This is a genomic window from Sphingorhabdus sp. (assembly GCF_044239045.1).
Lineage (GTDB): Bacteria > Pseudomonadota > Alphaproteobacteria > Sphingomonadales > Sphingomonadaceae > Sphingorhabdus_B.
The window spans coordinates 1-25,382 of sequence record NZ_JBIICD010000008.1; the positions used below are offsets into that span (position 1 = coordinate 1).

Below are 25,382 nucleotides of genomic sequence, written 5' to 3' on the forward strand. Positions count from 1 at the left end.
AACCTTCATTCCCTAACAGGATCAGCAGCAATTCTGGCGCCCAGAATTGCAATATTCCCTGAAAAATCCCATGTATCAGGGAAGGTCTGACCAGAGACCCGTTCCTACCAGACTGCACCACGCACCAGGATTTCTCACATATCTCTAGCGATTTGCAAATATTGCCTTCGGGCGATGATTTTCCCGTTAACCTGGCACGCCATTTACGATGGATGCATCCACGCCCAGGTCGCGGGCAATCTCACGGGCGGTCATTTTAGCCGACATCATAACCGACGGCGTGCCGCCCCCTGGCTGTGTGCCTTGGCCGACGAGATAGAGATTGTGCACATCTTCCGACTTATTGTGCGGGCGGAAGAAAGCGGTCTGGGTCAACACGGGTTCGACGCCAAAGCCATTGCCCAGATAGGAACCCAAAGTTTCGGCAAAATAATCCGGCGTGATGAAACTCATATGCTTCAATCGCGCGGCAAGATCGGGAATATAGCCACGTTCTTCTAAGAAGCTCAGCACCCGCGCGCTCAGCTTGGGCCCCTCGACGTCCCAGTCGATGCCGCTGGCGTTATTGGGCACGGGGATAAGCGTATAGGCCGCATGATGCCCCGCAGGCGCCATGCTGGGATCGGTCAGCGTCGGGATGTGCAGATATTGCGAGAAGTCCGGGCTCATGACCTTCTGCTCAAAAATCTCATCTAGCAACGCTTCGTAGCGGGGGCCCAATATGATGTTATGGTGGCGCAAATCGGGGTCATTGTCGCGGCGTTCATAACCGAAATAAATCACCATCAACGACATGGATTGCTTACGGAATTTCACCAAAGCATCTCGGTTAATGCGCCTATGCGCCTTATCGACCAGCTTGAGATAAGTCGTGGCATAATCCGCGTTCGACACCACAACATCGGCAGCAATTTTTTCACCGCTTACAAGCTCGACGCCTTTGGCAACGCCGTCTTCGACCAATATGCGCTGCACGGGTGCATGCAACCGCAGCCGCCCGCCCATGTCTTCAAACTTTTTGACCAACCCCGCCACCAAAGCGCCGGTGCCGCCTTTGGCATAATGAATGCCCCAGGTTTTTTCGACGAAATGGATCATCGCATAAATCGCCGGCACCTTCATCGGGTTGCCGCCAACCAGCAAAGGTTCAAAGCTGAACACCTGACGCATTTTGTCTGACTTGAAATATTTGCTGACCATGCCGAACAGCGACCGCACCGCGCCAAGCTTCAGCAAGTCAGGCACCACGCGCAACATCGACCCAAGGCTGCCGAAATAGGTATAGCCCAGCGTCAAAAATCCACGTTGGAATATCGCGCGGGCTTGCTCGTGAAAGGCTTCATATCCCGCAAGATCCTCGGGCGCCAACTGCTGTATCTGTTCGCGCGTGCTGACAGGATCGCCATCATAATCAAAAAATGTGCCGTCATCGAAATAGATGCGGTAAAAGGGGAGTATCGGGATAATCTCGACATATTTGCTGGTATTCGGGCCGCCCGAAATGCCTTCGCGGACGCGGTTATCTTCGTCCAGAACATGGGCTGGAAAGTCCGGCTCTCCCAACATGGCATGGTCTTGCTGCAGGCTAAACAATTCCTCAATGAAATGCGGGACAGTTAGAACCGTTGGCCCCATGTCAAAGACAAAGCCATCGGCCTTGCGGACATATGCGCGGCCACCGGGGGCATCCAATGCCTCCAATATTTCGGTGTCAAAGCCCAGGCTTTGTAACCGCATGGCGCATGCTATGCCGCCAATACCTGCACCAATGACAACTGCTTTACGTCGCAACATTTTGTGGAACACCCCTTATGGCAACGCTGCTACTGCCTAAAGCGCCGCGCAACAACCTAGATGTTATCCTAGGTTTGGTTGGAGGCAACCCGTCACCGCGCAAAACCCCGTCGTACCAGTGGGGGCTGGTGCCCATCACATGTGTTTGGGGGGATCGACAGGCGCGATAGGCCCCAGCCTGCGCTGGGGCGACGGACGATGGGTTGATTGAATATACAGCGCCCGCCCCTTAACCCTTGACGCCGCCATCGGTTTCCCGTCATGCGGACGCTTATGCGTTTCTTTTCTGACAATGCCGCCCCGGTGCATCCTGCTGTCATGCAAGCCATGGCCGATGCGAACCATATCGACACCGCTTATGACGGTGACCAATATAGCACGCGGTTGGATGCGGCGTTTTCGGAACTCTTTGGCCGCGATGCCGCGGTTCTGTGGGTGGCAACAGGCACCAGTGCGAATTGCCTTGCGCTGGCCTCACTCGTGCAACCGCATCAGGGCATTATCTGCCATAAAGAGGCACATATTGAGGTTGATGAATGCGGCGCACCGGGTTTCTACACCGCGGGCGCGAAGTTGATGTTGGTCGATGGCGACGGCGCGAAGATAACGCCCGCGACCGTCACCTCTACGCTCGACGCCATTCGCAACGATGTGCATCAGGTGCAGGCCGCCGCTGTGTCGATTACCAACGCCACCGAATATGGCATGGTCTACACCCCAGCCGAGGTCGCGGCGCTGGGGGCCCTGTGCCGCGAACGCGGGCTTGGCCTGCATATGGACGGCGCGCGTTTTGCCAATGCGGTGGCGCATGTGGGATGCGCGCCAGCCGATATCACGGTCAATGCAGGCGTCGATATCTTAAGCTTCGGCTTTGTCAAAAATGGCGGCATGGGGGCCGAGGCCTTGGTCTATTTTGATCCCGCTCTGGCCGATGCCGCGCGCTATCGCCGCAAACGCGCGGGGCATTTGCAATCCAAGGGCCGGTTCTTGGCGGTGCAATTGCTCGCCATGCTGCAGGATGATCTATGGCTGCACAATGCGCGGTCCGCCAATACAGCGGCGATGGTCATTGCGCAGGCCGCGGGTGAACGCTTGTTATACCCTGTGCAAGCCAATGAGGTGTTCCTGCGGCTCATGCCTGCCGAGGCGGCGGCGTTACGGGCGCAGGGCTTTGACTTTTATGACTGGGGCGTGGTGGACGATCATTGGGGCGCGGCGCGCTTGGTTACAAGTTGGCAGCATACAGAAACCGACGTCGCCCCTCTGGCAAAGGCAATATCAGCCCTATGAACATAGCAAAAACTGAACCCGCCGAAGAGCTCAGCTTTCTGGAGCCACGGGTGTGGATACCCTTCATGGTGACGTCGTTGATTTGGGGGTCAACCTGGCTGGTGATCCGCGATCAATTGGGCACGGTGCCGACAACTTGGTCGGTGGCCTATCGTTTCATCCTTTCCGCGATCGGCATGTTCCTCTTGGCGCTTGTCATGCGGCAATCGCTGAAAATTGACCGGGCGATGGTCGGTTGGACGATGTTGCTTGGCCTGTTGCAATTCGGGGTGAACTTTAACTTTGTCTATACCGCCGAACATTATGTGACATCGGGCCTTGTCGCGGTGGTGTTCGCCTTGTTGATTGTGCCCAACGCCGTGTTGGCCAAATATTGGTTGGGACGCCCCATCAGCGGGGCGTTCAAATGGGGCTCCGCAATTGCCAGCGTCGGGGTCGGGTTGTTGATGTTACAGGAATATCGCGCTGCGCCAATGGGCGGAGCAGATGTGCTCTTTGGGCTATTTCTGGTGTTATGTTCGGTGGCGACGGTATCTGTGTCTAACGTCCTGCAGGTCACGCCAAAGATTGCGCGTTTTCCAACGATCACGATATTAGCATGGTCGATGTTGTGGGGCAGCATTGGCAACAGCATATATGCCTTCATCACGGCTGGTCCCCCCATTATCGACATGCGTCCCGGCTATATCGGCGGTGTTTTTTATCTCAGCATCATTGGAACGGTCGTCACCTTCCCGCTCTATTTCCGCCTGATCCGCGACATTGGCCCCGGCAAGGCGGCGTATACGGGCGTCGTCATTCCCGTGGTCGCAATGATCCTGTCGACAATATTCGAAGGCTATGTCTGGTCCACGTTGGCGCTGGCGGGCGGCGCGTTGGCGATGCTTGGCTTGGTCGTCGCGATGCAGACGCCTAAGCCCAGCCGGTAATCGGCATATCGCGGTAACCAGTTTAGTAAGCGCTTCGCCTTTTTATTCGCTACGCGGCGGTTTTCGGCATAAAATCCACGCGCCATAGGTGACAGTCCAGCCGCCTCGAGTGACATTAAAGGCGGCCAATCGCGATGCAGCAGGTCGCAGGCATATTCGATCACGTCATTTTGCGGCGCGGGCATGTCATCGGCGATATTGTAAACACCCGCGGGGCCATTGAAGGCGGCCATGACTGCATCGACGATGTCGTCCACATGTACGCGGCTGAAAATCTGATCGGGCATGTCGATGCGGTGCGCCTTACCTTCTGCCACCCGCTCCAGCGCCGATCTGCCGGGGCCGTAAATACCGGGCAAGCGGAAGACATGGACATCTTGGCGCAAGGCCTGCCACGCAAGGTCGGCTTCGGCCCGCGCGGTCCGGCGTCCCTCACCCACCGCGGCGCTTTCGTCGACCCACGCGCCGCCCGTATCGCCATAGACCCCGGTGGAGGACAGATAGCCAATCCATAAATCGGCGCGCGCCGCAATGGCCGCGCCATATTTCAAAAGCACCGGATCGCCGCCCTCGCTCATGGGCGGGACGCTCGACAAAATATGCGTCGCGGTCTCCATCGCGGTCAGCACCGCCACTTCATCGTCAAAGGCAATGGCATTGCCGCCGCTCATCCGCCTTGTGCCCGTGACCAACCAGCCATCAGCGCGCAAGGTGGCGGCAAGGCGAGTGGCGGTGTAGCCCATTCCAAATATCAGCATGTGTCTCTGCATATATTCTGGTTCGCAATCTAATGGCTTGCCGTCAAGCGCCGCAGTTGCGAATAGAGGCGGCGGGAGGAGGCGCAAGGCATGGCAGTTGAGGTAATCCAATCAGGCGTGCTGCGCACAGTCGCCCATGGCTTTTTGGGACGAAAGGGCGGGATTTCGACGGGAATCTATGCCGGACTAAACGTCGGGCTGGGTTCTGAAGATACGCGGGAATCCGTCATTGAAAATCGTTTACTGGGCGTGCAGTCGGTCCTGCCTGGCGCTATGCTTGCGCGCGTCTATCAGTTTCATTCTGCCGATGTTGTGCAGGTCGACAATGCTATTTCGCAAGATGATCCGCCGCGCGGCGACGCTATGGTGACGGATCAACCCAATGTGCTTTTGGGCATAGTAACCGCCGATTGTGTCCCCGTCTTATTTGCAGACACCGAGGCCGGAGTCATCGGCGCGGCGCATGCAGGCTGGAAAGGCGCGATAAATGGCGTGCTGGAAAACACCATAGCCGCGATGGAAAAACTTGGCGCGCAGGCAAGTCGCATAAGCTGCGCCATTGGCCCCTGCATTGCGCAAAAAAGCTATGAAGTGGACGAAGGATTTTTCCGTAACTTCGTCGCGCAGGCCGCGCAAAATGAACGATACTTTGCAGATGGTAAAGCAGGCCATTATCAATTTGATATTGAAGGCTATGTCGCGGCGCGATTGGCGGCGGCGGGTATCCGGACGGTCGCATGTCTAGGTGAAGACACCTATAGCCAGCCCGACCGCTTTTTCAGTTACCGGCGCAGCTGCCATTTAGGTGAGCCCGGATATGGCCGCCAACTTTCCCTGATTGGACTGCACCCATGAAGGTGGAAAGGATCGGTTTTTGGGGCGGTCTTATCGTCTTTGCCGTCATGCTGTTTTTGCCTGCGCCAACAGGTATGGAACCATCTGCGTGGCACGTCGCCGCGCTCACCATCTTGATGGCGACATATTGGATGACGCAAGCCTTGCCGTTAACGGTGACGGCATTGCTGCCGTTTCTGGCGCTACCGCTGATGAATATTATGACCGCGCAGGATGTCGCGAAGGAATATTATTCACCTATCCTGTTTCTCATTCTTGGTGGCGCATTTCTGGCGCTCACCATTGAACGTACGGGCATGCACCGCCGCGTCGCACTCGCCATATTGGGAAAATCAGGACATAGTGTCACGGGCCTGATGATCGCGTTCATGGGTTCAACCGCATTGCTCAGCATGGTGATGTCTAACACGTCCATCGCGCTCATCATGGTGCCGATCGCAATCGCAGTGCTTGCCGCAGGCGGAACCAAACCTGGAGAAACCGACGGGCTGGCTGGCGCGCTTATCATGGGTGTGGCCTTTGCCGCGTCGATTGGTGGACTTGGGACGCTTGTTGGTTCGCCGACCAACGCGATTGCAGCCGCGCTCGTGGAAAAGCAATTGGGCATCGAGATCAACTTTCTGACATGGATGCTCTACGGCCTGCCCGTGGTGATTATCGGTGTGCCGTTATGCGCGTTCATCCTTATGCGGGTTCAGAACGTAACCGCTAGCAGTTTTGACGTCGATACCGCGCGCGCGGCCATTGGCAAGGCGCGGCCTATGTCCGTTGCGGAAAAACGGCTCGTTCCAATATTTCTTTTGGTCATCTTTATGTGGATTGGCCAACCTTTGTTGGAACCGCTTTTGCCCAAGGGTGGGATTACCGACGGCAGCATTGCGATTGCGGGTTCACTGTTATTGTTCCTGATACCCGATGGCACAGGTCGCCCGTTGCTGACCTGGCAGGAGGCGGACAGAGCGCCTTGGGGAGTGATCATGATGTTTGGTGGTGGCTTGGCGCTCGCTGCCGGCATCACGCAGTCCGGGCTGGCAGCGTGGCTTGGTGAGGCATTAGAGCCTTTGTCAGTCGTACATCCCATCATCATCGCATTGGCGCTGACTGCTTTAGTCATATTAATCACTGAGTTTGCGAGCAACGTCGCAACCGCCAGCGGTGTGCTACCCGTGGTGGCTGGCCTCGTGGCAGCAACGGGCGCGGATCCATGGTTGATGGCGATGGCTGCCTCCATGGCGGCCAGCTGGGGTTTCATGATGCCATCCGGCACGGGGCCAAATGCCATTGCATGGGCCAGCGGGCATATCGCCCTGCCCAAAATGGTGAAGGCGGGATTTTATCTCGACCTCGCGGGCATTCCTCTCATTGTAGGAGCGGTATGGCTCGTGGGTGCGCTTTGGGTGCTATAAATTTAGGATCAATTTTCTGCCAAGCGCCAATCGACGATGGGCCAGCCCTTTGTCTCCGCCAGACGCGCCAGCGGGCCATGCGGATTGGTGGCGAAAGGTTCATCGGCAAAATTCAGCAATGGCGCGTCAGAGACATGGTCGGAATACGCACGGATATGACAATTGGCGCGCTCAAGGCCGTGTCGGTCCATCCAGCCCTTCACCAGCTCCAGCTTGGCCGCATCATAACAATTATGCCCGTCAATCCGCGCCAGCACATGGCCGCTGCTGTCGGTCGATAAGTCTGTTGCAATGACATCATCAAAGCCAAGCCGTTTGGCAATCGCCTCCACATATAAACGATAAGAGGCAGTCGCCATGATATGGCGATAGCCAGCCGCTTTCTCCTCCGCCACGCGCGCCAGCAATTGCGGATAGACGTTTTTGCCAACGACCAGATCCGCATGGCTTTCCAGATATTTGGCGAAATGCGCCCGAGGAACACGTCTGCCGATCAGCAGAATTTGCGAAAACTGCTTCAGCCGCGAGCGGTCCCAAATTTTCAGCGCATATAGAGCCAAACCAACCGGCAAAAACGGTGCAAGCAACAATCGCCACGGTGACTTGTTCAACGCCATATGCAGGAGGAACCCATTATAGGTTGCGCGCCGCGTGATTGTCTTATCCATATCATATATGGCGAGCAGGATCGTTTTGGATTTCGTCATCATGATCTTAAAGGCATAACTTTACCGAAGAAGTCTACAGGCTTGTGATAGTCCCCATAATAGGCCAATTATAGTGCTATGGCTAACTCTGCCGATTTCACTGTTGAAGATCTGCCCAGCGGGCAACTTCTCCGGCTGTCCGGTGACTTTGTCATTGCGTCCATTGGTGCACTAGACGGCAGTTTGCGCGACATTAGCGGTCCCGTTTCTGAAATCGACATTTCCGGCATCACCCATATGGACACCGTTGGCGCTTGGCTCGTCCATCGGACCGCTAAAGAGCATGATGCCCAAATCACCGGCGGCGCAAATGACGCCAGCCGCCTGATTGATGCTGTGCGCGGTGTCGATCAAGACGAAGTCGTCGCCAAACCACCTATTTCGTCGCTATATCATTTTTTGGCCGAAATAGGCGGCGCTGTTGTCGTCGGTGTAACGACGTTTTTGCAATTTCTGGGCTTTGTCGGGCAGGTGGTCAAAGCGTTCTTCAATTTACTTATGAACCCGCGCCGCTTTCGCTGGCACGCGGTGGTTCAGCATTTCGATATGGTGGGTGTCCGTGCATTGGGCATTGTCGGTCTGATGAGCTTCCTCATCGGCATCGTCATTGCGCAACAAGGCGCGGTGCAGCTGCGCCAATTTGGTGCGGAGGTTTTTACCATCAACCTGATTGGACGGCTTACACTGCGTGAACTCGGCATATTGATGACTGCGATCATGGTCGCTGGGCGGTCTGGATCTGCCTTTGCCGCACAGATCGGGACGATGAAGATTACCGAAGAAATTGACGCCATGCGCACAATCGGCGTTGTCCCTGTAGAAGCATTGGTCGTGCCGCGCGTAATCGCCGCGGTGGTCATGATGCCATTGCTGGGTATTTTCGCTTCGTTAATGTCCATCATTGGCGGCGGATTATTGTGCTGGATTGTCTTGGACATACCCCCGGCGACCTTTGTGCAGCGACTGCGCGAAGTAACGCCAATGACTGACTTTTGGGTTGGCATGATCAAGGCACCGGTCTTCGGCGCAATCATCGCTATGGCGGGCTGCTTTCAGGGGATGCAGGTGAAAGGCAATGCCGAACAAGTCGGGTTAAGAACAACTGCAGCGGTGGTGCAGGCCATTTTCCTCGTTATCGTTCTCGACGCATTTTTTGCCGTGTTCTTTAGCGAAATTGGTTGGGATTAAGCGATGAACGCACCCAACATCATCTCCGTGACTGGCCTGTGCAACAGCTTTGGCGACCAAGTCATCCATCAGGATCTCAACATCGAAGTGCGCCGCGGCGAGATATTGGGCGTCGTTGGCGGTTCTGGCACAGGTAAATCCGTGCTCATGCGGTCAATCATCGGCTTACAAAAACCCGATTCAGGCGAAATCCGCGTCTTTGATGAAGGCATGATTGGCAAGGAAGAAGATCAAGCTACCGACGTCCGGCGACGCTGGGGCGTCTTGTTTCAGGGTGGCGCATTGTTTTCGACCTTAACCGTCGCGGAAAATGTGCAGGTGCCCTTGCGCGAATTTTATCCGGATTTCAGTCAAGAGCTGCTCGACGAAATCGCCCGCTACAAAATATTCTTAAGCGGCCTTCCGCCAGAAGCGGCGCATAAATATCCATCCGAGCTATCGGGTGGAATGCGCAAGCGTGCGGGTGTGGCACGGGCATTGGCGATGGATCCGGAATTGTTGTTTCTGGATGAACCGACCGCTGGACTTGACCCCATTGGCGCCGCCAAATTCGACAATCTAACACGCGATTTGAAAGAGACGCTTGGACTAACCGTCTTTTTGATTACGCATGATTTGGATACGCTCTATTCCATTTGTGACCGCGTGGCCGTTTTGGCCGATCGGAAAGTTATAGCCATCGGTGCGATTGAAGAATTACTGGCTATCGACCACCCGTGGATCAACGATTATTTCAGCGGCCCACGCGGTCGCGCGGCACGGCGCGGTCACAGCGACCAAGGCGATTCCGCCCGTGCAAAGACGCAGCAGCTAGGAAGGTCATAAGGCATTAAGATGGAAACCAAATCCAATTATGTGATGGTGGGCGCTGTCACGCTTCTTCTTATCACGCTGCTGGCGGCCTTCACCGTTTGGCTTTCGCGGACAAGTGACGGCGACAGAAAAGAATATGACATATTCTTTCAACAATCGGTCAATGGCTTGGCCAAGGGCTCGGGCGTATCCTTTTCTGGCGTTCCAGTGGGCCAAATTGAAAGCATCGAATTATGGGAGCCCGATCCAGAATTCGTTCGGGTGCGCATCAGTATCAAGGATACGGTGCCCATACTTTTGGGTACGACTGCGACAATCAATGGTGTTGGTTTCACCGGTGTCTCGGAGATTCAGCTGGATGGTGCGGTTAAAGACGCACCTGCACTGGATTGCCCTAAAGTGAAACCGCAGACCGCATGCCCGACAGGCGTGCCTGTCATTCCGACAAAGCCCGGCGCTTTGGGTGAGCTGCTCAATAACGCGCCTTTGCTTTTGGAACGGCTGTCGACTTTGACTGAACGGCTGACCAACATATTGTCCGACAAGAATCAACAGTCCATCGAACAGATTTTGGACAATGTGGAAAGCCTTTCGGGATCATTGGCAACGCAAGGACCCGACTTGCGTGCAGCCATACAGGAATCGCGCATTGCCTTGCAAAAGGCAGGTCTGGCTGCGGATGAGATTACCAAAATGGCAGGCGCGACCAATAAGCTACTCGACAGCGACGGTCGCCCGATGCTGGATGAATTGCGCAAAACGCTGCGATCCGCAAATGGCAGTCTGGCTGCTTTGGAAACTACTTTGAACAATGCGAATCCGGCGATTGAAACTTTAAATTCCCAGACTTTGCCTGAAGTGACGCAACTGGCCCGCGACTTGAGAGACCTGTCGACATCGTTAAAGTCGGTGACCGAGAAAGTGGATCAAGGCGGCATAAGCAGTGTCGTCGGCGCGCCCGCCTTACCCGATTATAAACCCGGCAGCAGGAACCCAAAATGATGTTCAGCAAAATCTCCGGATCGCGCTTATGTGCGTTACCTCTCATCATGGCCCTTGGCGCGTGCGTAAGCTTCGGTGGTAAGGCGCCAGTCTCCATGCTCGTCCTGACAGCTGACAATACCGTGGCAGCCGGTGTCGCGCGAACAGCGACAGCGAAAGACATATTGGTAATCCAGATGCCACAAGTCCCGCGCAAGCTGGATCATAATCGGGTGCCAGTGCAGATTGATCCCAGCAGCATTGCCTATCTCAAAGACGCATTTTGGGCGGATAAACCCGCCCGTTTGATGCAGAGCTTACTCGTCGAAACCGTTTCGGCAAAGAGCGGGAACTTAGTGCTGAACGAAGCCGACGCAGGCGGCAAGGCCGTGCGCTTTTTATCGGGAAGCCTGCTAGAATTTGGCATCGATGCGGAAACGAGCGAAGCTGTAGTCGTCTATGACGCGGTCAAAATCATTCGCGGAAGTGCGACCGAAAAGCGCCGGTTTGAGGCGCGCCGTCCCGTATCCGCGATTGCACCCGTATCGGCAGGCGCGGCGTTAAATGCCGCCGCAAACGACGTTGCGGGTCAGATCGCCGACTGGGTAGGCTAAAGACCGAAACCCTCCGGCTGCGGCCAACCTTGGGCATAAGCGGCCAATGTCTTGAATAAGGCCCCCATGGCGTCAGGCTCTACCAGCCGTTGACGCGCCGCGTTTATGTCTGCAGCTCTGTCGGGGTTGGACGCAGCCAAATGTTGCGCACGCTGCTCAATGCCCAGACCCAAAAGCCATGCACCTTGGTCACTTGGTCCAGCCGTCAAAAGACCACTATTTTTCGCGCAGGTCGCCAATTCAAAAAAGTCGACATGCGCCGTCAAATCCAGCTGTCCCGGATTGGTAAACGGGTCGGCATAATTGTGGCTCTGGACCGCTTGTAACGTGTTGCCCAACGCAGGCTGTGTATAGCCATAGTCGATGACCAACATCACCCCGCCCTGCTTTACCAGCCGTGCCGAAAGCTGCTGCATGATCGACGATGCATCAGGACAGATTTCATAAATACTGCCCATGGCGGCCGTGCGAAAATGTGCGGGAATGAGGTCATCAGCCGAGGACGCGCCGGGCACAGCCGCAAAACCCGATTCACTATCCCGCACAACGACCCGTTCCCGCCAGCCAGATTGTGTCGCAACCATCTGTCGAACCGGTAAGGCGTCGAAAAACTCGTTTGCCACAATGCACAAAGGCGCATCGGTCGGAAGACTATCCAGATTGTCATGGAATGTCGCGTCTGGCACTGCCTGCAACTGCTTGGCGCGTAATGCCGGGCTGTTTTCCACGAAATGGACCGATGGTTCCCATCCAAAACGCTTCATTGTTCTGAGCGCGTCTGCTGCCAAAGTTCCCCGGCCAGGGCCAAGCTCCACATAATGGCAAGTGGCCGGACGATGGCGTAACCAGATATCGCTCAACCAAATGCCCACCATCTCGCCAAACATCTGGCTGATTTCTGGCGCAGTGATGAAATCACCTTCTGCGCCCAGCGGGTCAGCGCGACCATAATATGCGGTGTTGGCCACACGCATATATTCGGCAACGCTGATGGGTCCTGATGCCTCTATCTGCTGCGCTAGACGGACTGCAACTTGCGCGCTGTCAGGTGACACTATTACTGCCGGACATGGCCTCGGCGCGCTGCTTGCGGGCACCTGCGGTGAATACCAAGAACAGTCCAACCAATATCATCGGAGCGGTGAGCCACTGCCCCATGGTCAGGCCGCTTGTTTCCACCAGCCACTGCAACTGTAGGTCAGGTTCCCTGACAAACTCGATGGAAAAACGGGCTGTGCCATAAATGATTGCCGCCATACCTGTCAGGAGCCCGGGCCGATACCGCGCAGTGGTTTTCCAGAATAATGGCCACAATATTGCGGCCATCAACAGCCCTTCAAACACAGCTTCATACAGCTGGCTTGGATGGCGCGGCAAATCACCGCCATTGGGAAACACAATCGCCCATGGCACGTCGGTGACGCGGCCCCAAAGTTCATCATTCACAAAGTTCGCCAGGCGGACGAGAAATATCCCAAAAGGCACGACGCAGGCAACATAATCGCAGACCCGCAAGAAAGAGAGCTTATGCTTGCGCGCCAAAAGCCAGATCGAAAATATGATACCAATCGCGCCGCCATGGAATGACATCCCGCCTTCCCAAAGTTTGAAGATGTCCATAGGATTCTGCAAAATGGAGGGTTGGTAGAATAAAATATACCCAATCCGTCCACCCAAAATAATACCTAAGGTGGTATATAAGATTATGTCATCGGCTTGCTCGCGTGACATGGGCGCACCGGGACGTGCGAGCAATTTCAACAACATCCAATAGCCGAGCAAGATGCCGACCAAATATCCAAGCGAATACCAACGGATTTGGAAGAAGCCCAAATCGAGCGCAACGGGACCTACGCCAAGGCCCGTAAACTGAATAAAACCGGCAGCGGTTGAAATAATCTCGAATGACACAATATTTCCTCAGGATCTTTTGACATTCCTATAGAGCCAAATAGAAGTCGCACAAAGAGTTTAGGAGAGAATCACATGCCGTCGCAGTTGGACCTTGCAATCGATGCCACCATTAACCGGCTCATGGCCGATGATGGACCCTTAGCCGTTACCTATGCCGAGAAAAACGGTGTTCAAATGCCCGTTTTCGCCAAAGCACCGGGTAACATGGCCGACTATTTCGCATTTTTCTGTGCGACCCATGCGGACAAGGAATTTTTGGTCGATGGCGATATCCGCTTAAGTTTCGCAGAAACCTATGGTGCGGCGCGCGCTTTGGCTGGTGGTCTTGTAGAAGGCTACAAGCTGCAAAAGGGTGAGCGCGTCGGCATTGCGGCGCGTAATTCCGCCAATTGGATCGTTGCCTATATGGCGATTGTGATGGCCGGCGGCGTTGCAACGTTGCTCAATGGCTGGTGGCAAGGTGGAGAATTGGCAGAAGGCATTCGCATGGTTGGCTGCCGCTTTGTTCTCGCCGATGAACAGCGTGCCGCGCGGATGGCTGGACAAGATATTGGTGGGTGTGAACTGCTCATCATCAACCATGATTCCAAACCCTTGGATGGCTTATCGGTGATGACCGCTAAGGGTGGCGGCGCGGCGACAGCGCTGCCAACCATCGATCCACTCGATAACGCGACGATTTTATACACCTCTGGATCAACCGGACAGTCGAAGGGTGCGGTGTCAGACCATCGCGCTGTCGTCCAAGGCGCAATGAGCTATGTCGGTCAAACGCTTGTCTTTTTTGAGCTTATGTCCGCCAGTGGCCAGTCGATGCCGGCCCAGCCTTCAGCGCTCGTCAATGTGCCCTTGTTCCACGTTACTGCGTCGATACCTTTGGTGCTGCAAAGCTTCGCCATTGGCCGCAAGCTCGTTTTGATGCCCAAATGGGACGCAGAAGAAGCGATGCGGATTATCGAAAAAGAACGCATCACATATTTCGTGGGCGTTCCGTTGATGAGCATTGAGCTTGCAACGCACCCGGCCCGACACAAATATGATTTAACAAGCTGCACCGCATTTGCCGCCGGCGGCGCGCCACGCCCTGTCGAGCATGTCAAAAAAATCCGCAAGGAAATGAGCTGGGGTTATCCATTATTGGGCTACGGCCTTACTGAAACCAACGGCGTTGGCTGCGGCAATTTCACCGACAATTATCTAGAAAAGCCAACCAGCACGGGCCCTGCGACCAAGCCACTTGTCGAGGTCCAAATGCTGGACGATGATGGCAATGTATTGCCGCAGGGTGAACGCGGCGAAGTGGGCATTCGGACGATTGCCAATTTCAATGGCTATTGGAATAACGAAGATGCCACGCGTGATGCCTTCACCGCCGATGGATTTTTCCGGACCGGCGACATCGGCTATCTCGACGAAGATGGCTATTTGTTTATCGTCGATCGAAAGAAAGATATCATCATCCGGGGCGGCGAGAATATCAGTTGCCCAGAGGTCGAAGCTGCGGCCTATGAACATGACTCGATAGTCGAATTGTCTGTCTTTGGTATCGCTGATGACAAATATGGTGAGGTTCCGGGCATTGTCTATCAGACAAAGGAAGGCGTCACGCTAACCGCGGATGAATTGAAAGCGTTTTTGGCACCCCGTCTTGCACCATACAAAATTCCTGTACATTTCTGGCAAGTGGCCGAACCACTTCCCCGTCTGGGGACACAGAAAATCGACCGGGTGACGCTGCGACGCGAATATAATGCCAAGATATCTGCTTAATACTGACATGATGCCGGATCGCGACTAAGGTCGCGTGATGGCATCAACAGTAGAACGGATATTCAAGCAGCGCGACATTATCGACCGGAGCGTGCTGGCCGAGAAAATTGACGGCATTGTTCACGCATGTGGAGCCGAAGCACGCCGTCCACACGTCGTAGAGATATTGCAAACGGCACTGGCCAACGGTCGGACCGAAATTCAACGACGCCTCAATGCTGCGCCGTCGCAAGGCTATCGTGCGTCTGCGGAGCAAGCATTTCTTGTCGATCAAATCGTCCGGCTTATCTACGATTATGTCACTGTTCATGCTTATCCCGCTGCCAATCGCTCGGCATCCGAAAGGATCGCGGTTCTGGCTGTCGGTGGATATGGTCGCGGGGAAATGGCGCCACATAGCGACGTGGATATTGGCTTTGTAACGCCCTTCAAGCGCAGCTCTTGGACCGAGCAGGTCGTCGAAGCGATCCTCTATTTGCTCTGGGATCTTGGGTTGAAGGTTGGTCAATCAAGCAGATCCCTCGATGAAACGGTAAAGATGGCGCAAGAGGATTTAACCATTCGTACCGCGTTGCTGGAAAGCAGGTTTGTGTGGGGCGATCGCGGCGTTTACGAAGAGGTTTCACTACGTTTTTGGAATGAAGTTGTCGCAAACACGGCATCAGACTTTGTCCGCCTAAAAATGATTGAACGCGACGATCGGCATCGACGCATGGGTGACAGCCGATATGTGGTCGAACCCAATATCAAAGATGGCAAAGGCGGGCTTCGCGACCTCCACACACTCTACTGGATTGGGAAATATATCCATAAAGTGTCAGCCGTGTCCGAACTTGTCGATGTTGGCCTGCTCACAATCGATGAATATAATCGTTTTAGAAAAGCCGAGAATTTCTTGTGGTCCGTGCGTTGTCATATGCACAATATCACCGGACGCGGGGAAGACCGTCTGACATTTGATCTGCAACGCGAAGTAGCAGAGCTTATGCAATTTGCCGATCGCCCCGGCCGCTCAGCGGTTGAAAGGTTCATGCATTTTTACTTTTTGAACGCAAAAACGGTTGGCGATGTGACGGGACTTTTCCTGGCGCATTTGGATGAAGCTATGGCCCAAAAAGGCCGTCGATTTTTACCCAGCTTTGGCCGGAAGCCAAGAAAGCTCAACGGCTTTCAATTGGATCGTGGTCGCCTTGCGTTACCAGATGATGGCTTTTTTGCGCAAGACCCCGTGCGCTTGCTCGAGATATTTCATTTGGCGGACCTGCATGAATTGGAAATTCACCCGCTGGCGATGCGTGCCGCCCAAAGGGATGCCCGGCTGATCGACAAAGTATTGCGGCGCGACCCCAGAGCCAACGCCCTTTTCCTCGAAATATTAACATCGCCGCGCGACCCGGAAACGGTGTTGCGCTGGATGAATGAATCTACCGTTTTTGGGCGATTTATACCGGATTTCCGTCGCGTCGTAGCGCAGATGCAGTTCGACATGTACCACCATTACACGGTCGATGAACATTCGATCCGCGCCATTGGTTTGCTGGCCGATATCAACCGCGGAAAGCTCAAAAAAGATCACCCATTATCTACCGCGATGGTGCAACAGATTGTCAGCAAGCGGGTATTGTTTGTGGCAACCTTGCTCCATGATATTGCGAAGGGGCGTGGCGGCGACCATAGTGTGTTGGGCGCGGAGATTGCCGAAACCTTATGCCCGCGGCTCGGCCTTTCACCAGCCGAAACGGAAACCGTTGCGTGGCTCGTCCGTTATCATTTGTTGATGTCGGCCACTGCGTTCAAGCGGGACTTGGCAGATTTCAAGACCATCCTGGATTTTGCCCAGGCGGTACAGTCGCCCGAGCGGTTGAAGCTGCTATTGGTCTTAACCGTCGTTGATATCCGCGCGGTTGGACCAGGCGTTTGGAACAGTTGGAAACGACAGCTTTTGTCGGACCTGTTTGAAGCGACAGAAGAAGTGCTGCGCTTGGGACACAAACAACGCGGCCGGGATGAGAGGATCACCTCGAAAAAGGCGCAGCTGGAGTCCACGTTGCAACTACCGCCCGATAGCTTCGCGGCTTTTGCCAAAACGCTTCCTGACGCTTATTGGATCGCCGAACCAGACGACATCATTGAACGCAACGCCCAGCATCTTCTTTCCAATGCCGGTACAGAACTTGCCATTGATGCCTGTTTCTATCCTGATCGTGGGGCAACGCTCGTCACGGTTTTTGCGGCCGACCATCCAGGATTATTTTACCGCATAGCGGGCGCCATTCACCTAGCGGGCGGCAATATTATCGATGCGCGGATTCACACCAGCAGTGACGGCATGGCGGTCGACAATTTCCTGATCCAGGACCCGCTGGGTCGTCCGTTCCAGGAGCAAAGTCAGTTAAACCGCCTCAAGCGCAACATTGAAGAGGCGCTCACCAATCGCGCACGTTTGATGACACAACTGGACGCAAAGCCAAAAGCACTGCGCCGGGCTGACGCCTTTAAAATCGCGCCATCGGTGTTGATTGATAATCAAGCATCTAACAGGTTTACAGTGATTGAAGTGAATGCGCTGGATCGCCCCGCCTTGCTTAACAATTTGGCGCTCGCGCTGTTTGAATCCAAAGTCACATTGCACAGTGCGCATATCGCCACTTACGGGGAACGCGCCGTCGACACATTTTATGTGACGGATTTATTCGGCGGCAAAATCGAAAACAAAAACAAGTTAAAGGCACTTGAAGCGAGGCTTTTGGAATCCGCCGCAGTAAAGGCGCGAGCAAAGCCAAAGGTCGCAGCCTAAAGTTTGAGCCCCACCTGTGAGGTCGCACACAGGGGGTCAAAAAAAAGGCCGGTCTTTCGACCAGCCTTTCTTTTAACCTGAAATCAGATTGGGAATTACATTCCCGAACCTGGACCATAGGTGACTTCCACGCGACGGTTTTGCGGTTCACGCTCACCATCTGCAGTTTGTACCAATGGTGCAGTTTCACCGAATGCTTCGCTGGCAATCGCGCCAGCTGATACGCCCTTGGACTCAAGATACGTACGAACGGTATCGTTACGACGCTGTGAGAGGCCAACATTGTACTTTGCAGCACCCGACTTATCGGCGTGACCTGCAAGCATAACCTTCGCACTGCCACAGTTCGAATATTGCGCAACGGCATTATCGAGAACCGAAGCCGCGTCTGGACGCAGGTTCGATTTATCCCAATCGAAGAACACGATATAAGGACCCGTGTTGCACACTGGCGCAGGTGGCGGTGGTGGCGGTGGTGGGGGTGGTGCCACATAAGGTGGCGGTGGTGGTGGTGGTGCCACTTCAACAGGCGCAGGTGCACCGCCGAAGTTATAAACAAAGCTACCCATCACGCTGTGCGAACGGAAGCGTGTCTCTACGGCACGGCCAAGACGATCAACAAGACCGACCTTATCCGCGTTGAAGAAACGATACTTCAGGCCCACATCCCAGTTGTCGCTCAATGGCGCACGAACGCCAGCAAGTGCCTGCCATGCAAGACCCGTATCGGAGTCATCGAGGAATGAAGGTGCTGCTAAAGTGGTTTGCGCGTCTACACGAGCAACACCAACGCCGCCACCAACAAAGCCCTGAAGGCCGTCGTCATCACCGAAATCAAACATCGCATTGACCATGAAGCTCAATGCATTTGCATCACCAGCTACGGCGTAGTTACCGCCAGCTACCAAAGTCGTGGCCGTGCCCCGTGTGATCTGAGGTGCGGAGCTGTTGAAACCAGACACATTCGCTTTACGGTATGAGACTTCTGATTCGAGACGGAAACCGCCAAAATCATATCCGACTACGCCGCCGAAATCATAACCCTTGTCTGTGTCTACTGTTGCCGCATTTTTCTGGGCACCAATATCCAAAGCAAGGTCTTCTACTATCATGGCACCGCCATCAACTCCGACATACCACTGGTTATCGCGGGCCAAAGCCGGTGACGCCAGAGCAGTAGAAGCGAGTGCCAAACTTATGGCTAACTTACGCATCAACTTTCCCCTTATCTATCTTAGGAACGGAAATTCGAGAACGCTGGTTTACCCATTCTGTTCCATCGATGCAAGTCGCTATGTCCTTATACTGTTGCTAAAATGTCGCCATTTTTGGCGATTTATCATAATATTTGCTGCGTTTTTGAGCGTTATCGGCCCATGCTGCTAAGCTCATGTTGCTAATATGCCCAATAGCCGGAAATATTGCAAAATTGCCACAAGTGCCGCGCGCGCTTCGCTGTCGACGGCAGTGCCACCGGTTGGATTGGATATCGAAGGCGCGGTGGTCCATTGGCCTGATATGAACAAGCTATGCCGCCGTGTGGACTTATTCCAAACCCGCATAGCTTCATGGGGAGCGATAAAGCGCCAACTGCCGCCAATCCAGTAAGCGATTTGACCGGCTTTGTTCGCCCACGCCCCCGCTGGCGTTCCATTAATGATCCAAGATTTGCCAATATCATTGTCGGTTACGGCGGGTACCGCGGACAAGGCCAGCGCCCATGCGTCACGAAACGCCGGCGAGCGCCGCCGTTCGGCATGGACCGCACTGCTCAACACCCCCGCCGCGCGCGCCGACGCCGCCACATTCGCCGTCTGCGCCAAATGGTCCAGAAAAAGGCTACGGATTTTCATATTCAACCGCGCATCCGGCACGGGTGTTTTGTTGATGGCCATATCCAGCCCTCCTGAGCGCAAAGAAAAAGGGCCGAAGTTTGCGCTTCGACCCCAAAGGTGATGATGAAAGCGAGCCCCAACGCGACTCGCAATTTTCGACTATGACATAAATTAAGCTTTTATGGTTACGATGTCAATATGTTTTTAGCCTATTTGGTTATTACGTAAAGCCCCACACCCACAACAGCATTTCGCATCTCCCCCGCTTTCGCTAAAGCCCCCCCCCATGTCCCGCATCATCCTGTTCAACAAACCTTATGGCGTCTTGCCGCAATTTACCGACAAGGGGACGGAGGGCTCGCCGCGGCCGACTTTGTCGCAGTTCGTCGATGTGCCGGGCGTCTATCCGGCGGGGCGGCTCGATATGGACAGTGAGGGGTTGATGCTGTTGACCGATGATGGCCGGTTGCAGGCGCGGATTTCGGACCCGAAATATAAAATGGCGAAAAGCTATCTGGTGCAAGTCGAGGGCGATATGTCCGACGATGCGTTGCTGCAGTTAAGGCGCGGCGTTTCATTGAAGGATGGCCTGACCCTGCCTTGCGCGGCGGAGCGGATTGCCGACCCGATGCTCTGGCCACGCGACCCGCCGATCCGTGTGCGGCTGTCGGTGCCCGATAGCTGGATCATGCTCACCATTCGTGAAGGCCGCAACCGTCAGGTCCGGCGTATGACCGCCGCCGTTGGGCATCCGACATTACGGCTTGTCCGGCGCGCGATTGGCGAATGGACGATGGATGGCCTTGCACCAGGCACTTGGCGCGAGGTTGAGGGCTAAGGCTTTACCGGCCGTGCGATGCGCTTGCCCTTGGTCCGGCTGGTCAGATGAAATTGCCCGCAACGGTCGCAGGCATAATGCCGCAGCGTGATGGTCGCCGCTGCAATCGCCGATAGCGCGTCTGCCGCGGTCGCATAACGCGCTTTCTTCGCGCAGATGCTTAACCGCGTGCGCAGATCAATCCTCGCTATCGAACGCGATGCAGCCCTGATTGCAGAGTTGCGTCAGAAGATCGACGGCGGCGGGGCTGCCCGCGATGGCGGCATCCAGAACAAGGCTGTCCGCAGCGCACAAATCTTTAGCCAACGCCGCCGTCTCGCCAACACAGTCGAAACAGATGCCATCGGCAAACAGCATCAGCGCGTCCTTGCCGCCTGCGATAAAGGCCAGACGGCTCGCCGGATTACGCGCCAGCGGCAATTGCGCGTTGATCGCCGCGCGCAGTTCCTCCGGCGTAACGGGCTCTTCGGGCCGCCAATCCATATCGGGATATTTGGGGGTGCTGTTGAAGGTGCCGAACCAGCGGGCGAAATGGGCGGGGTCGGACAAGGATTCCAACATCATCTGCTGAAGCCGCCCAAGCGCATCGGGTAAAATCTCGCCTGGATTGGCTTGGGCCTTCAAATCGGGGTCGCGGTAGAGTTCATCATCTGGAATGCCGTCGAGAATATCGTCGACATAATGCCCCAAAATGTCGGCGCGCGATGGGGCGCGGAAACCGACCGAATAGGTCATGCAATCCGCGCCCATAGCAACGCCATTATGCGCGATGCCCGGCGGGACGTAGAGGATATCGCCGGGCTCCAGCACCCATTCCTCGGTCGCCTCAAATGCGCTCAGCAGTTTCAAATCCTCATGCGGCAGCAAAGGCGTATCGGCATCGCAGTGCGCGCCAATCTGCCAATGACGGCGGCCAAGCCCTTGGATCAGGAAAACATCATATTGGTCGAAATGCGGCCCGACCCCACCTTGGTCGGCGGCAAGGCTGACCATCACATCGTCGATGCGCCAATTGGGAATGAAACGAAACGGCGCGATCAGGTCGGCGACAGCAGGGACATGATGGTCCACCGCTTGCACCAGCAACGTCCAATGGCTTTCGCTTAAACCCGAAAGCCGTTCTTCGGCCAGCGGGCCTTGCTCCATCTCCCAACCAGTTTCGGTCTGAATAATCAGCCGCGATTCCGTTTCCTCTTCGCACGCCAGCCCCGCCAGCTCGTCCGGCTCCAGCGGGTTTTGCCAGTCGCGAAACGCATTGCGGATCAGCAGCGGTTTTTTCTGCCAATATTCGCACAGGAATAAGTCGATGTCGAAATTTTGAAGGTCCATGGCTTTGCGCTGTCGTCTAAAGCGGCAAAATGCAAGCGTCAGCGCGCAAACAAATTCGCGTCGTCGGCAAAGGCTTTGAACTCCAACGCATTGCCGCTGGGGTCATAAAAGAACATCGTGGCTTGCTCGCCCACTTGGCCCTTGAACCGGATATGCGGCTCGATACCAAAACGGACGCCCGCCGCCTTTACCCGTTCGGCCAATGCCGTCCATTGCGCCATATCCAAAACAACGCCGAAATGCGGAACGGGGACGTCATGGCCATCGACGGGATTATGTGTCGATACGCTGCGCGCTGACGCATCCAAATGCGCGACAATTTGGTGGCCGAAAAAATTGAAATCGATCCATTGATCCGATGACCGCCCTTCGGCGCAACCCATGACAAAGCCGTAAAAATGCCGTGCCTCGGCCAGATCATGGACGGGAAAGGCCAGATGGAATGGACGTAAGCTCATTTTTTGGTCACCGGTTTAGGCAAGGGTTGGTCGATGCTGTCAGCACTAGCAAGCTCTTGTGCCATTTGCACGGCGCAACTGTTGACCCGCGGCAAATTGCTTGGCCGCTGACTGAGCTGGCCCATTGTAAACCGCAAGCAACGACGCTGTTTGTCCGATTGCAATTGTCACATAGGGACGGCAAAGGCGGGGCATGCAGAAAATCTCCGCCCTGCTTCATCGATTTCCGCGCTGGGCCGCTATGGGCGCTGGCGCTTTGTCGGCTTATGGTTTTGAACCTTGGGGGCTTTGGCCACTGACTTTGGTCTGCTTTGCGTTGCTCATCCACCTGATCGCGCACGCCCCAAATACAAAGCACGCCTTCATTCTTGGCTGGCTGTTCGGGGTCGGGCATTTCACCTTTGGCAATCAATGGATTGCGGTCGCCTTCACCTTTCAAGCGGCGATGCCGATTTGGTTGGGCTATATCGCGGTGGTTGCGCTAGCGCTGTATCTGGCGGTCTATCCGGCTTTGGCGGCGGCGGGAGCCGTTTGGATACGCCAATTCGCAGCGAAAACCCCTCCGCCCGACCGCGACGATGTAAGGAACGGCGCTGCCACATATTCGCTCATCCTCTCCTTTGCCGGCTTGTGGATCCTGACCGAATGGCTGCGCAGTTGGGTGTTCACTGGCTATGTCTGGAACCCGCTCGCGGTCGGATTTGTTTCGCATTGGTTTGATCTATGGCTTCCGACAATCGGAACCTACGGCGTTGGGGGGCTGATGATCTTGGCCAGCGGTGCGATGGCGCTGCTCGGTAGTCGACGTTGGACAAACGGATTTGTTTTGGCGGCGATTGTCGGCGTGGCCATTTTGTCGTCGGCCAAAATTTATGTGACGGAGCCGTCGCTCAGCACGCGAACCGCCGTCACCGTCGTGCAACCCAATATCAGCCAAGCCGACAAATATGCACCGGGCTATGACGTGATCAACTTTGCCAAATTGGCGATGAACAGCCGCCCCTTGCCCGGCCAAGCGCCGCGCCTGATCCTCTGGCCGGAGGCTGCAATTCCAGACTATCTGGAGGACGGATATCCCTATCCATATTATCAGAGGCAAGCGGGCGAAAGCGCCGCCGGTGCGCGCGCACGCCTCACCACGCTGATGGCTGATGGTGATGTTCTGGTGACAGGGGCAAACCGCCTTATTTTTGAAAAACGTCAATTGGTCGCTGCGCGCAATAGCGTCTCCGCCATGGACGCCTTTGGCCGTATCCTTGGCCATTATGACAAGGCGCATTTGGTGCCTTATGGCGAATATCTGCCCATGCCATGGTTGCTGAAACCGCTTGGGTTGGCAAGATTGGTGCCGGGCAGCCTAGATTTTTGGCCCGGGCCCGGCGCGCAGACGATGACCGTGACCGTTGACGGCAAGCCTGTAAAAATTGGCATGCAGATTTGCTATGAAATGATTTTCTCTGGTCAGACGGTGGACCGCAATAACCGGCCCGATTTCATCTTCAATTCATCGAACGATGCCTGGTTCGGCACGATTGGCCCGCCGCAGCATTTGGCGCAGGCGCGGTTGCGCGCGATTGAAGAAGGCTTGCCCGTCATTCGTTCCACACCAACGGGGATCAGCGCGATAATCGACGCCGATGGCCGGATCCTGCAAAGCCTGCCCTTGGGCAAGGATGGCCGCATTGATGCGTTTTTGCCGCGCGCCAAAGCACCGACATTCTTTGCGCGATTTGGCAACGTCATTCCTTTGGCTTTTGCTGGGCTGCTGATCGTGTTGGCATTGTTACCGCTTGCCCAGCGGCGCGCTTCTCGCTAAGGGCGCATCACGATATAAAGAATTCTTTATACGCAGACACAGCAATAGACTGGAAAAACCATGCGCTCAAATTACCTCTTCACGTCCGAATCCGTGTCCGAAGGACATCCTGATAAGGTTTCGGATCAGATTTCCGACGCCATCGTCGATCTGTTTTTATCCAAAGATCCCGAAGCACGCATCGCGTGCGAAACCTTGACCACCACGCAATTGGTTGTGCTCGCGGGCGAAATTCGCTGCAAAGGCGTTTACGAAAATGGTCAATGGGCCGAAGGCGCGAAGGAAGAGATTGAAGCCACAGTCCGCCGCACCGTTAAGGAAATCGGCTACGCGCAAACGGGCTTCCACTGGGAAACCCTGCGCTTCGAAAATAACCTGCACGGCCAATCTGCACATATCGCGCAGGGTGTAGACGCAGGCGACAACAAGGACGAAGGCGCTGGCGACCAAGGCATCATGTTCGGCTATGCCTCGACTGAAACCCCTGACCTGATGCCCGCGACGCTGGATTACAGCCACAAGATCCTTGAGCGCATGGCCGCAGACCGCCATTCGGGCGCTGCGCCGTTTCTGGAACCCGATGCCAAAAGCCAAGTGACCTTGCGCTACAACAATGAAGGCAAGCCAGAGGCCGCGACCGCTATCGTCGTATCGACGCAGCACGCACCCGGATATGACGAAGGTGCGAAGGAAGCCGAGCTACACAATTATGTGAAGGGCGTCATCGCGGACCTGTTGCCAGCAAGCCTGCTGACCAACACCGAATATCATATCAACCCAACGGGCAGCTTCGAAATCGGCGGCCCGGATGGCGATGCTGGCCTGACCGGTCGCAAAATCATTGTCGACACTTATGGCGGCGCAGCGCCGCATGGCGGCGGTGCGTTTTCGGGTAAGGACCCGACGAAGGTTGACCGTTCGGCCGCCTACATCACGCGCTATTTGGCGAAGAATATCGTCGCCGCTGGTCTTGCCACACGCTGCACCATTCAATTGGCTTATGCGATTGGCGTGTCCAAGCCTTTGTCGCTTTATGTCGACACGCACCGCACGGGCACGGTCGGCGATGATCAGATTGAAGCGGCCATCATGGGCATTGCAAAACTGGGCGGCCTCACGCCACGCGGCATTCGCACGCATCTTGGCCTGAACAAGCCGATTTACCGTAAGACCGCCGCTTATGGCCATTTCGGTCGTAAGCCCGAAGGTGACTTCTTCCCATGGGAACGCACCGACTTGGTCGAGGACCTCAAAGCAGCGCTGGCTTAATTCAACTTGCAGGGAGGCTGC

Annotated in this window: 22 protein-coding genes; 13 read left to right on the forward strand and 9 right to left on the reverse strand. The window is 55.4% G+C overall.

All coding sequences use genetic code 11. From position 1 onward, the window contains the following. Nucleotides 1-186: 186 nt before the first annotated feature. Nucleotides 187-1,794 carry a phytoene desaturase family protein gene (crtI, locus tag ACILP4_RS04605; protein WP_395619576.1) on the reverse strand — a complete coding sequence of 536 codons (1,608 nt, stop codon included), beginning with the start codon at nt 1,792-1,794 and terminating at the stop codon, nt 187-189. Nucleotides 1,795-2,067: 273 nt separating this feature from the next. On the opposite strand from crtI, the gene ACILP4_RS04610 reads away from it, so the two are divergent. Then, nucleotides 2,068-3,084, forward strand: a complete 1,017-nt coding sequence (locus ACILP4_RS04610) for a threonine aldolase family protein (RefSeq protein ID WP_395619577.1) — start codon at nt 2,068-2,070, stop codon at nt 3,082-3,084. Beyond that, nucleotides 3,081-4,013, forward strand: coding sequence for a DMT family transporter (locus tag ACILP4_RS04615; RefSeq protein ID WP_395619578.1), 933 nt, complete (start codon nt 3,081-3,083; stop codon nt 4,011-4,013). Before ACILP4_RS04610 ends, ACILP4_RS04615 begins: the two co-directional genes overlap by 4 nt. On the opposite strand, the gene ACILP4_RS04620 is transcribed toward ACILP4_RS04615, so the two are convergent. Next, the gene (locus ACILP4_RS04620) at nt 3,923-4,771 is read right to left on the reverse strand and encodes an SDR family oxidoreductase (RefSeq protein ID WP_395619579.1); all 849 of its coding nucleotides are present in this window, start codon (nt 4,769-4,771) and stop codon (nt 3,923-3,925) included. The genes ACILP4_RS04615 and ACILP4_RS04620 overlap by 91 nt on opposite strands. A 90-nt stretch (nt 4,772-4,861) precedes the next feature. Here ACILP4_RS04620 and pgeF point away from each other — a divergent pair, with 90 nt between their 5' ends. Next, nucleotides 4,862-5,626, forward strand: coding sequence for a peptidoglycan editing factor PgeF (gene pgeF, locus ACILP4_RS04625; protein WP_395619580.1), 765 nt, complete (start codon nt 4,862-4,864; stop codon nt 5,624-5,626). Further along, entirely contained in the window at nt 5,623-7,032 is a 1,410-nt protein-coding gene (locus ACILP4_RS04630; RefSeq protein WP_395619581.1) for an SLC13 family permease, read from the forward strand. Before pgeF ends, ACILP4_RS04630 begins: the two co-directional genes overlap by 4 nt. Nucleotides 7,033-7,040: 8 nt before the next feature. On the opposite strand, the gene ACILP4_RS04635 is transcribed toward ACILP4_RS04630, so the two are convergent. Beyond that, the gene (locus ACILP4_RS04635) at nt 7,041-7,742 is read right to left on the reverse strand and encodes an HAD family hydrolase (protein ID WP_395619582.1); all 702 of its coding nucleotides are present in this window, start codon (nt 7,740-7,742) and stop codon (nt 7,041-7,043) included. Nucleotides 7,743-7,817: 75 nt separating this feature from the next. Between ACILP4_RS04635 and ACILP4_RS04640 the strand changes: the two genes are divergently transcribed. The 4 genes from ACILP4_RS04640 to ACILP4_RS04655 are packed head-to-tail and all read left to right on the forward strand — an operon-like array spanning nt 7,818 to nt 11,335. Further along, nucleotides 7,818-8,927 (forward strand): MlaE family lipid ABC transporter permease subunit, encoded by a 1,110-nt coding sequence (locus tag ACILP4_RS04640; protein ID WP_395619583.1) that lies wholly within the window; start codon nt 7,818-7,820, stop codon nt 8,925-8,927. A gap of 3 nt (nt 8,928-8,930) precedes the next feature. Continuing rightward, the gene (locus ACILP4_RS04645; RefSeq protein WP_395619584.1) at nt 8,931-9,752 is read left to right on the forward strand and encodes an ABC transporter ATP-binding protein; all 822 of its coding nucleotides are present in this window, start codon (nt 8,931-8,933) and stop codon (nt 9,750-9,752) included. Between the two features lie 9 nt (nt 9,753-9,761). Next, nucleotides 9,762-10,742, forward strand: coding sequence for an MlaD family protein (locus tag ACILP4_RS04650; protein WP_395619585.1), 981 nt, complete (start codon nt 9,762-9,764; stop codon nt 10,740-10,742). After that, the gene (locus tag ACILP4_RS04655) at nt 10,739-11,335 is read left to right on the forward strand and encodes an ABC-type transport auxiliary lipoprotein family protein (RefSeq protein ID WP_395619586.1); all 597 of its coding nucleotides are present in this window, start codon (nt 10,739-10,741) and stop codon (nt 11,333-11,335) included. The genes ACILP4_RS04650 and ACILP4_RS04655 overlap by 4 nt, the downstream gene beginning before the upstream one ends. On the opposite strand, the gene ACILP4_RS04660 is transcribed toward ACILP4_RS04655, so the two are convergent. Beyond that, nucleotides 11,332-12,390: a class I SAM-dependent methyltransferase gene (locus ACILP4_RS04660; RefSeq protein ID WP_395619587.1), complete on the reverse strand. Its 1,059-nt coding sequence runs from the start codon at nt 12,388-12,390 to the stop codon at nt 11,332-11,334. The two genes, ACILP4_RS04655 and ACILP4_RS04660, sit on opposite strands and share 4 nt — an antisense overlap. Next, entirely contained in the window at nt 12,380-13,246 is an 867-nt protein-coding gene (gene lgt / locus ACILP4_RS04665; RefSeq protein WP_395619588.1) for a prolipoprotein diacylglyceryl transferase, read from the reverse strand. Before lgt ends, ACILP4_RS04660 begins: the two co-directional genes overlap by 11 nt. Before the next feature lie 75 nt (nt 13,247-13,321). On the opposite strand from lgt, the gene ACILP4_RS04670 reads away from it, so the two are divergent. Both ACILP4_RS04670 and ACILP4_RS04675 read left to right on the forward strand, forming a co-directional pair. After that, complete coding sequence (locus tag ACILP4_RS04670; protein ID WP_395619589.1) at nt 13,322-15,019, forward strand: class I adenylate-forming enzyme family protein; 1,698 nt, start codon at nt 13,322-13,324, stop codon at nt 15,017-15,019. Nucleotides 15,020-15,056: 37 nt separating this feature from the next. Further along, entirely contained in the window at nt 15,057-17,816 is a 2,760-nt protein-coding gene (locus tag ACILP4_RS04675; protein WP_395619590.1) for a [protein-PII] uridylyltransferase, read from the forward strand. A 95-nt stretch (nt 17,817-17,911) separates the two neighbouring features. Here ACILP4_RS04675 and ACILP4_RS04680 read toward each other — a convergent pair whose 3' ends face one another. Next, nucleotides 17,912-19,030, reverse strand: a complete 1,119-nt coding sequence (locus tag ACILP4_RS04680; RefSeq protein WP_395619591.1) for an OmpA family protein — start codon at nt 19,028-19,030, stop codon at nt 17,912-17,914. A gap of 174 nt (nt 19,031-19,204) precedes the next feature. After that, nucleotides 19,205-19,711: a DUF2793 domain-containing protein gene (locus ACILP4_RS04685; protein WP_395619592.1), complete on the reverse strand. Its 507-nt coding sequence runs from the start codon at nt 19,709-19,711 to the stop codon at nt 19,205-19,207. Between the two features lie 226 nt (nt 19,712-19,937). Here ACILP4_RS04685 and ACILP4_RS04690 point away from each other — a divergent pair, with 226 nt between their 5' ends. Further along, entirely contained in the window at nt 19,938-20,489 is a 552-nt protein-coding gene (locus ACILP4_RS04690; protein ID WP_395619593.1) for a pseudouridine synthase, read from the forward strand. Nucleotides 20,490-20,666: 177 nt separating this feature from the next. On the opposite strand, the gene ACILP4_RS04695 is transcribed toward ACILP4_RS04690, so the two are convergent. Together ACILP4_RS04695 and ACILP4_RS04700 are read right to left on the reverse strand one after the other, a co-directional pair. After that, nucleotides 20,667-21,818, reverse strand: a complete 1,152-nt coding sequence (locus tag ACILP4_RS04695) for a JmjC domain-containing protein (protein WP_395619594.1) — start codon at nt 21,816-21,818, stop codon at nt 20,667-20,669. Nucleotides 21,819-21,856: 38 nt separating this feature from the next. Next, entirely contained in the window at nt 21,857-22,276 is a 420-nt protein-coding gene (locus ACILP4_RS04700; protein WP_395619595.1) for a VOC family protein, read from the reverse strand. Between the two features lie 193 nt (nt 22,277-22,469). Here ACILP4_RS04700 and lnt point away from each other — a divergent pair, with 193 nt between their 5' ends. Together lnt and metK are read left to right on the forward strand one after the other, a co-directional pair. Beyond that, nucleotides 22,470-24,092 carry an apolipoprotein N-acyltransferase gene (lnt, locus tag ACILP4_RS04705; RefSeq protein ID WP_395619596.1) on the forward strand — a complete coding sequence of 541 codons (1,623 nt, stop codon included), beginning with the start codon at nt 22,470-22,472 and terminating at the stop codon, nt 24,090-24,092. Between the two features lie 60 nt (nt 24,093-24,152). Further along, nucleotides 24,153-25,361 (forward strand): methionine adenosyltransferase, encoded by a 1,209-nt coding sequence (metK, locus tag ACILP4_RS04710; RefSeq protein WP_395619597.1) that lies wholly within the window; start codon nt 24,153-24,155, stop codon nt 25,359-25,361. Nucleotides 25,362-25,382: the final 21 nt, after the last annotated feature.

Coding starts and splice junctions, on each gene's coding strand:
- crtI (WP_395619576.1), bottom strand. CDS start 1,794: ATGTTGCGACGTAAAGCAGTTGTCATTGGTGCAGGTATTGGCGGCATA.
- ACILP4_RS04610 (WP_395619577.1), top strand. CDS start 2,068: ATGCGTTTCTTTTCTGACAATGCCGCCCCGGTGCATCCTGCTGTCATG.
- ACILP4_RS04615 (WP_395619578.1), top strand. CDS start 3,081: ATGAACATAGCAAAAACTGAACCCGCCGAAGAGCTCAGCTTTCTGGAG.
- ACILP4_RS04620 (WP_395619579.1), bottom strand. CDS start 4,771: ATGCTGATATTTGGAATGGGCTACACCGCCACTCGCCTTGCCGCCACC.
- pgeF (WP_395619580.1), top strand. CDS start 4,862: ATGGCAGTTGAGGTAATCCAATCAGGCGTGCTGCGCACAGTCGCCCAT.
- ACILP4_RS04630 (WP_395619581.1), top strand. CDS start 5,623: ATGAAGGTGGAAAGGATCGGTTTTTGGGGCGGTCTTATCGTCTTTGCC.
- ACILP4_RS04635 (WP_395619582.1), bottom strand. CDS start 7,742: ATGATGACGAAATCCAAAACGATCCTGCTCGCCATATATGATATGGAT.
- ACILP4_RS04640 (WP_395619583.1), top strand. CDS start 7,818: ATGGCTAACTCTGCCGATTTCACTGTTGAAGATCTGCCCAGCGGGCAA.
- ACILP4_RS04645 (WP_395619584.1), top strand. CDS start 8,931: ATGAACGCACCCAACATCATCTCCGTGACTGGCCTGTGCAACAGCTTT.
- ACILP4_RS04650 (WP_395619585.1), top strand. CDS start 9,762: ATGGAAACCAAATCCAATTATGTGATGGTGGGCGCTGTCACGCTTCTT.
- ACILP4_RS04655 (WP_395619586.1), top strand. CDS start 10,739: ATGATGTTCAGCAAAATCTCCGGATCGCGCTTATGTGCGTTACCTCTC.
- ACILP4_RS04670 (WP_395619589.1), top strand. CDS start 13,322: ATGCCGTCGCAGTTGGACCTTGCAATCGATGCCACCATTAACCGGCTC.
- ACILP4_RS04675 (WP_395619590.1), top strand. CDS start 15,057: ATGGCATCAACAGTAGAACGGATATTCAAGCAGCGCGACATTATCGAC.
- ACILP4_RS04680 (WP_395619591.1), bottom strand. CDS start 19,030: ATGCGTAAGTTAGCCATAAGTTTGGCACTCGCTTCTACTGCTCTGGCG.
- ACILP4_RS04685 (WP_395619592.1), bottom strand. CDS start 19,711: ATGGCCATCAACAAAACACCCGTGCCGGATGCGCGGTTGAATATGAAA.
- ACILP4_RS04690 (WP_395619593.1), top strand. CDS start 19,938: ATGTCCCGCATCATCCTGTTCAACAAACCTTATGGCGTCTTGCCGCAA.
- ACILP4_RS04695 (WP_395619594.1), bottom strand. CDS start 21,818: ATGGACCTTCAAAATTTCGACATCGACTTATTCCTGTGCGAATATTGG.
- ACILP4_RS04700 (WP_395619595.1), bottom strand. CDS start 22,276: ATGAGCTTACGTCCATTCCATCTGGCCTTTCCCGTCCATGATCTGGCC.
- lnt (WP_395619596.1), top strand. CDS start 22,470: ATGCAGAAAATCTCCGCCCTGCTTCATCGATTTCCGCGCTGGGCCGCT.
- metK (WP_395619597.1), top strand. CDS start 24,153: ATGCGCTCAAATTACCTCTTCACGTCCGAATCCGTGTCCGAAGGACAT.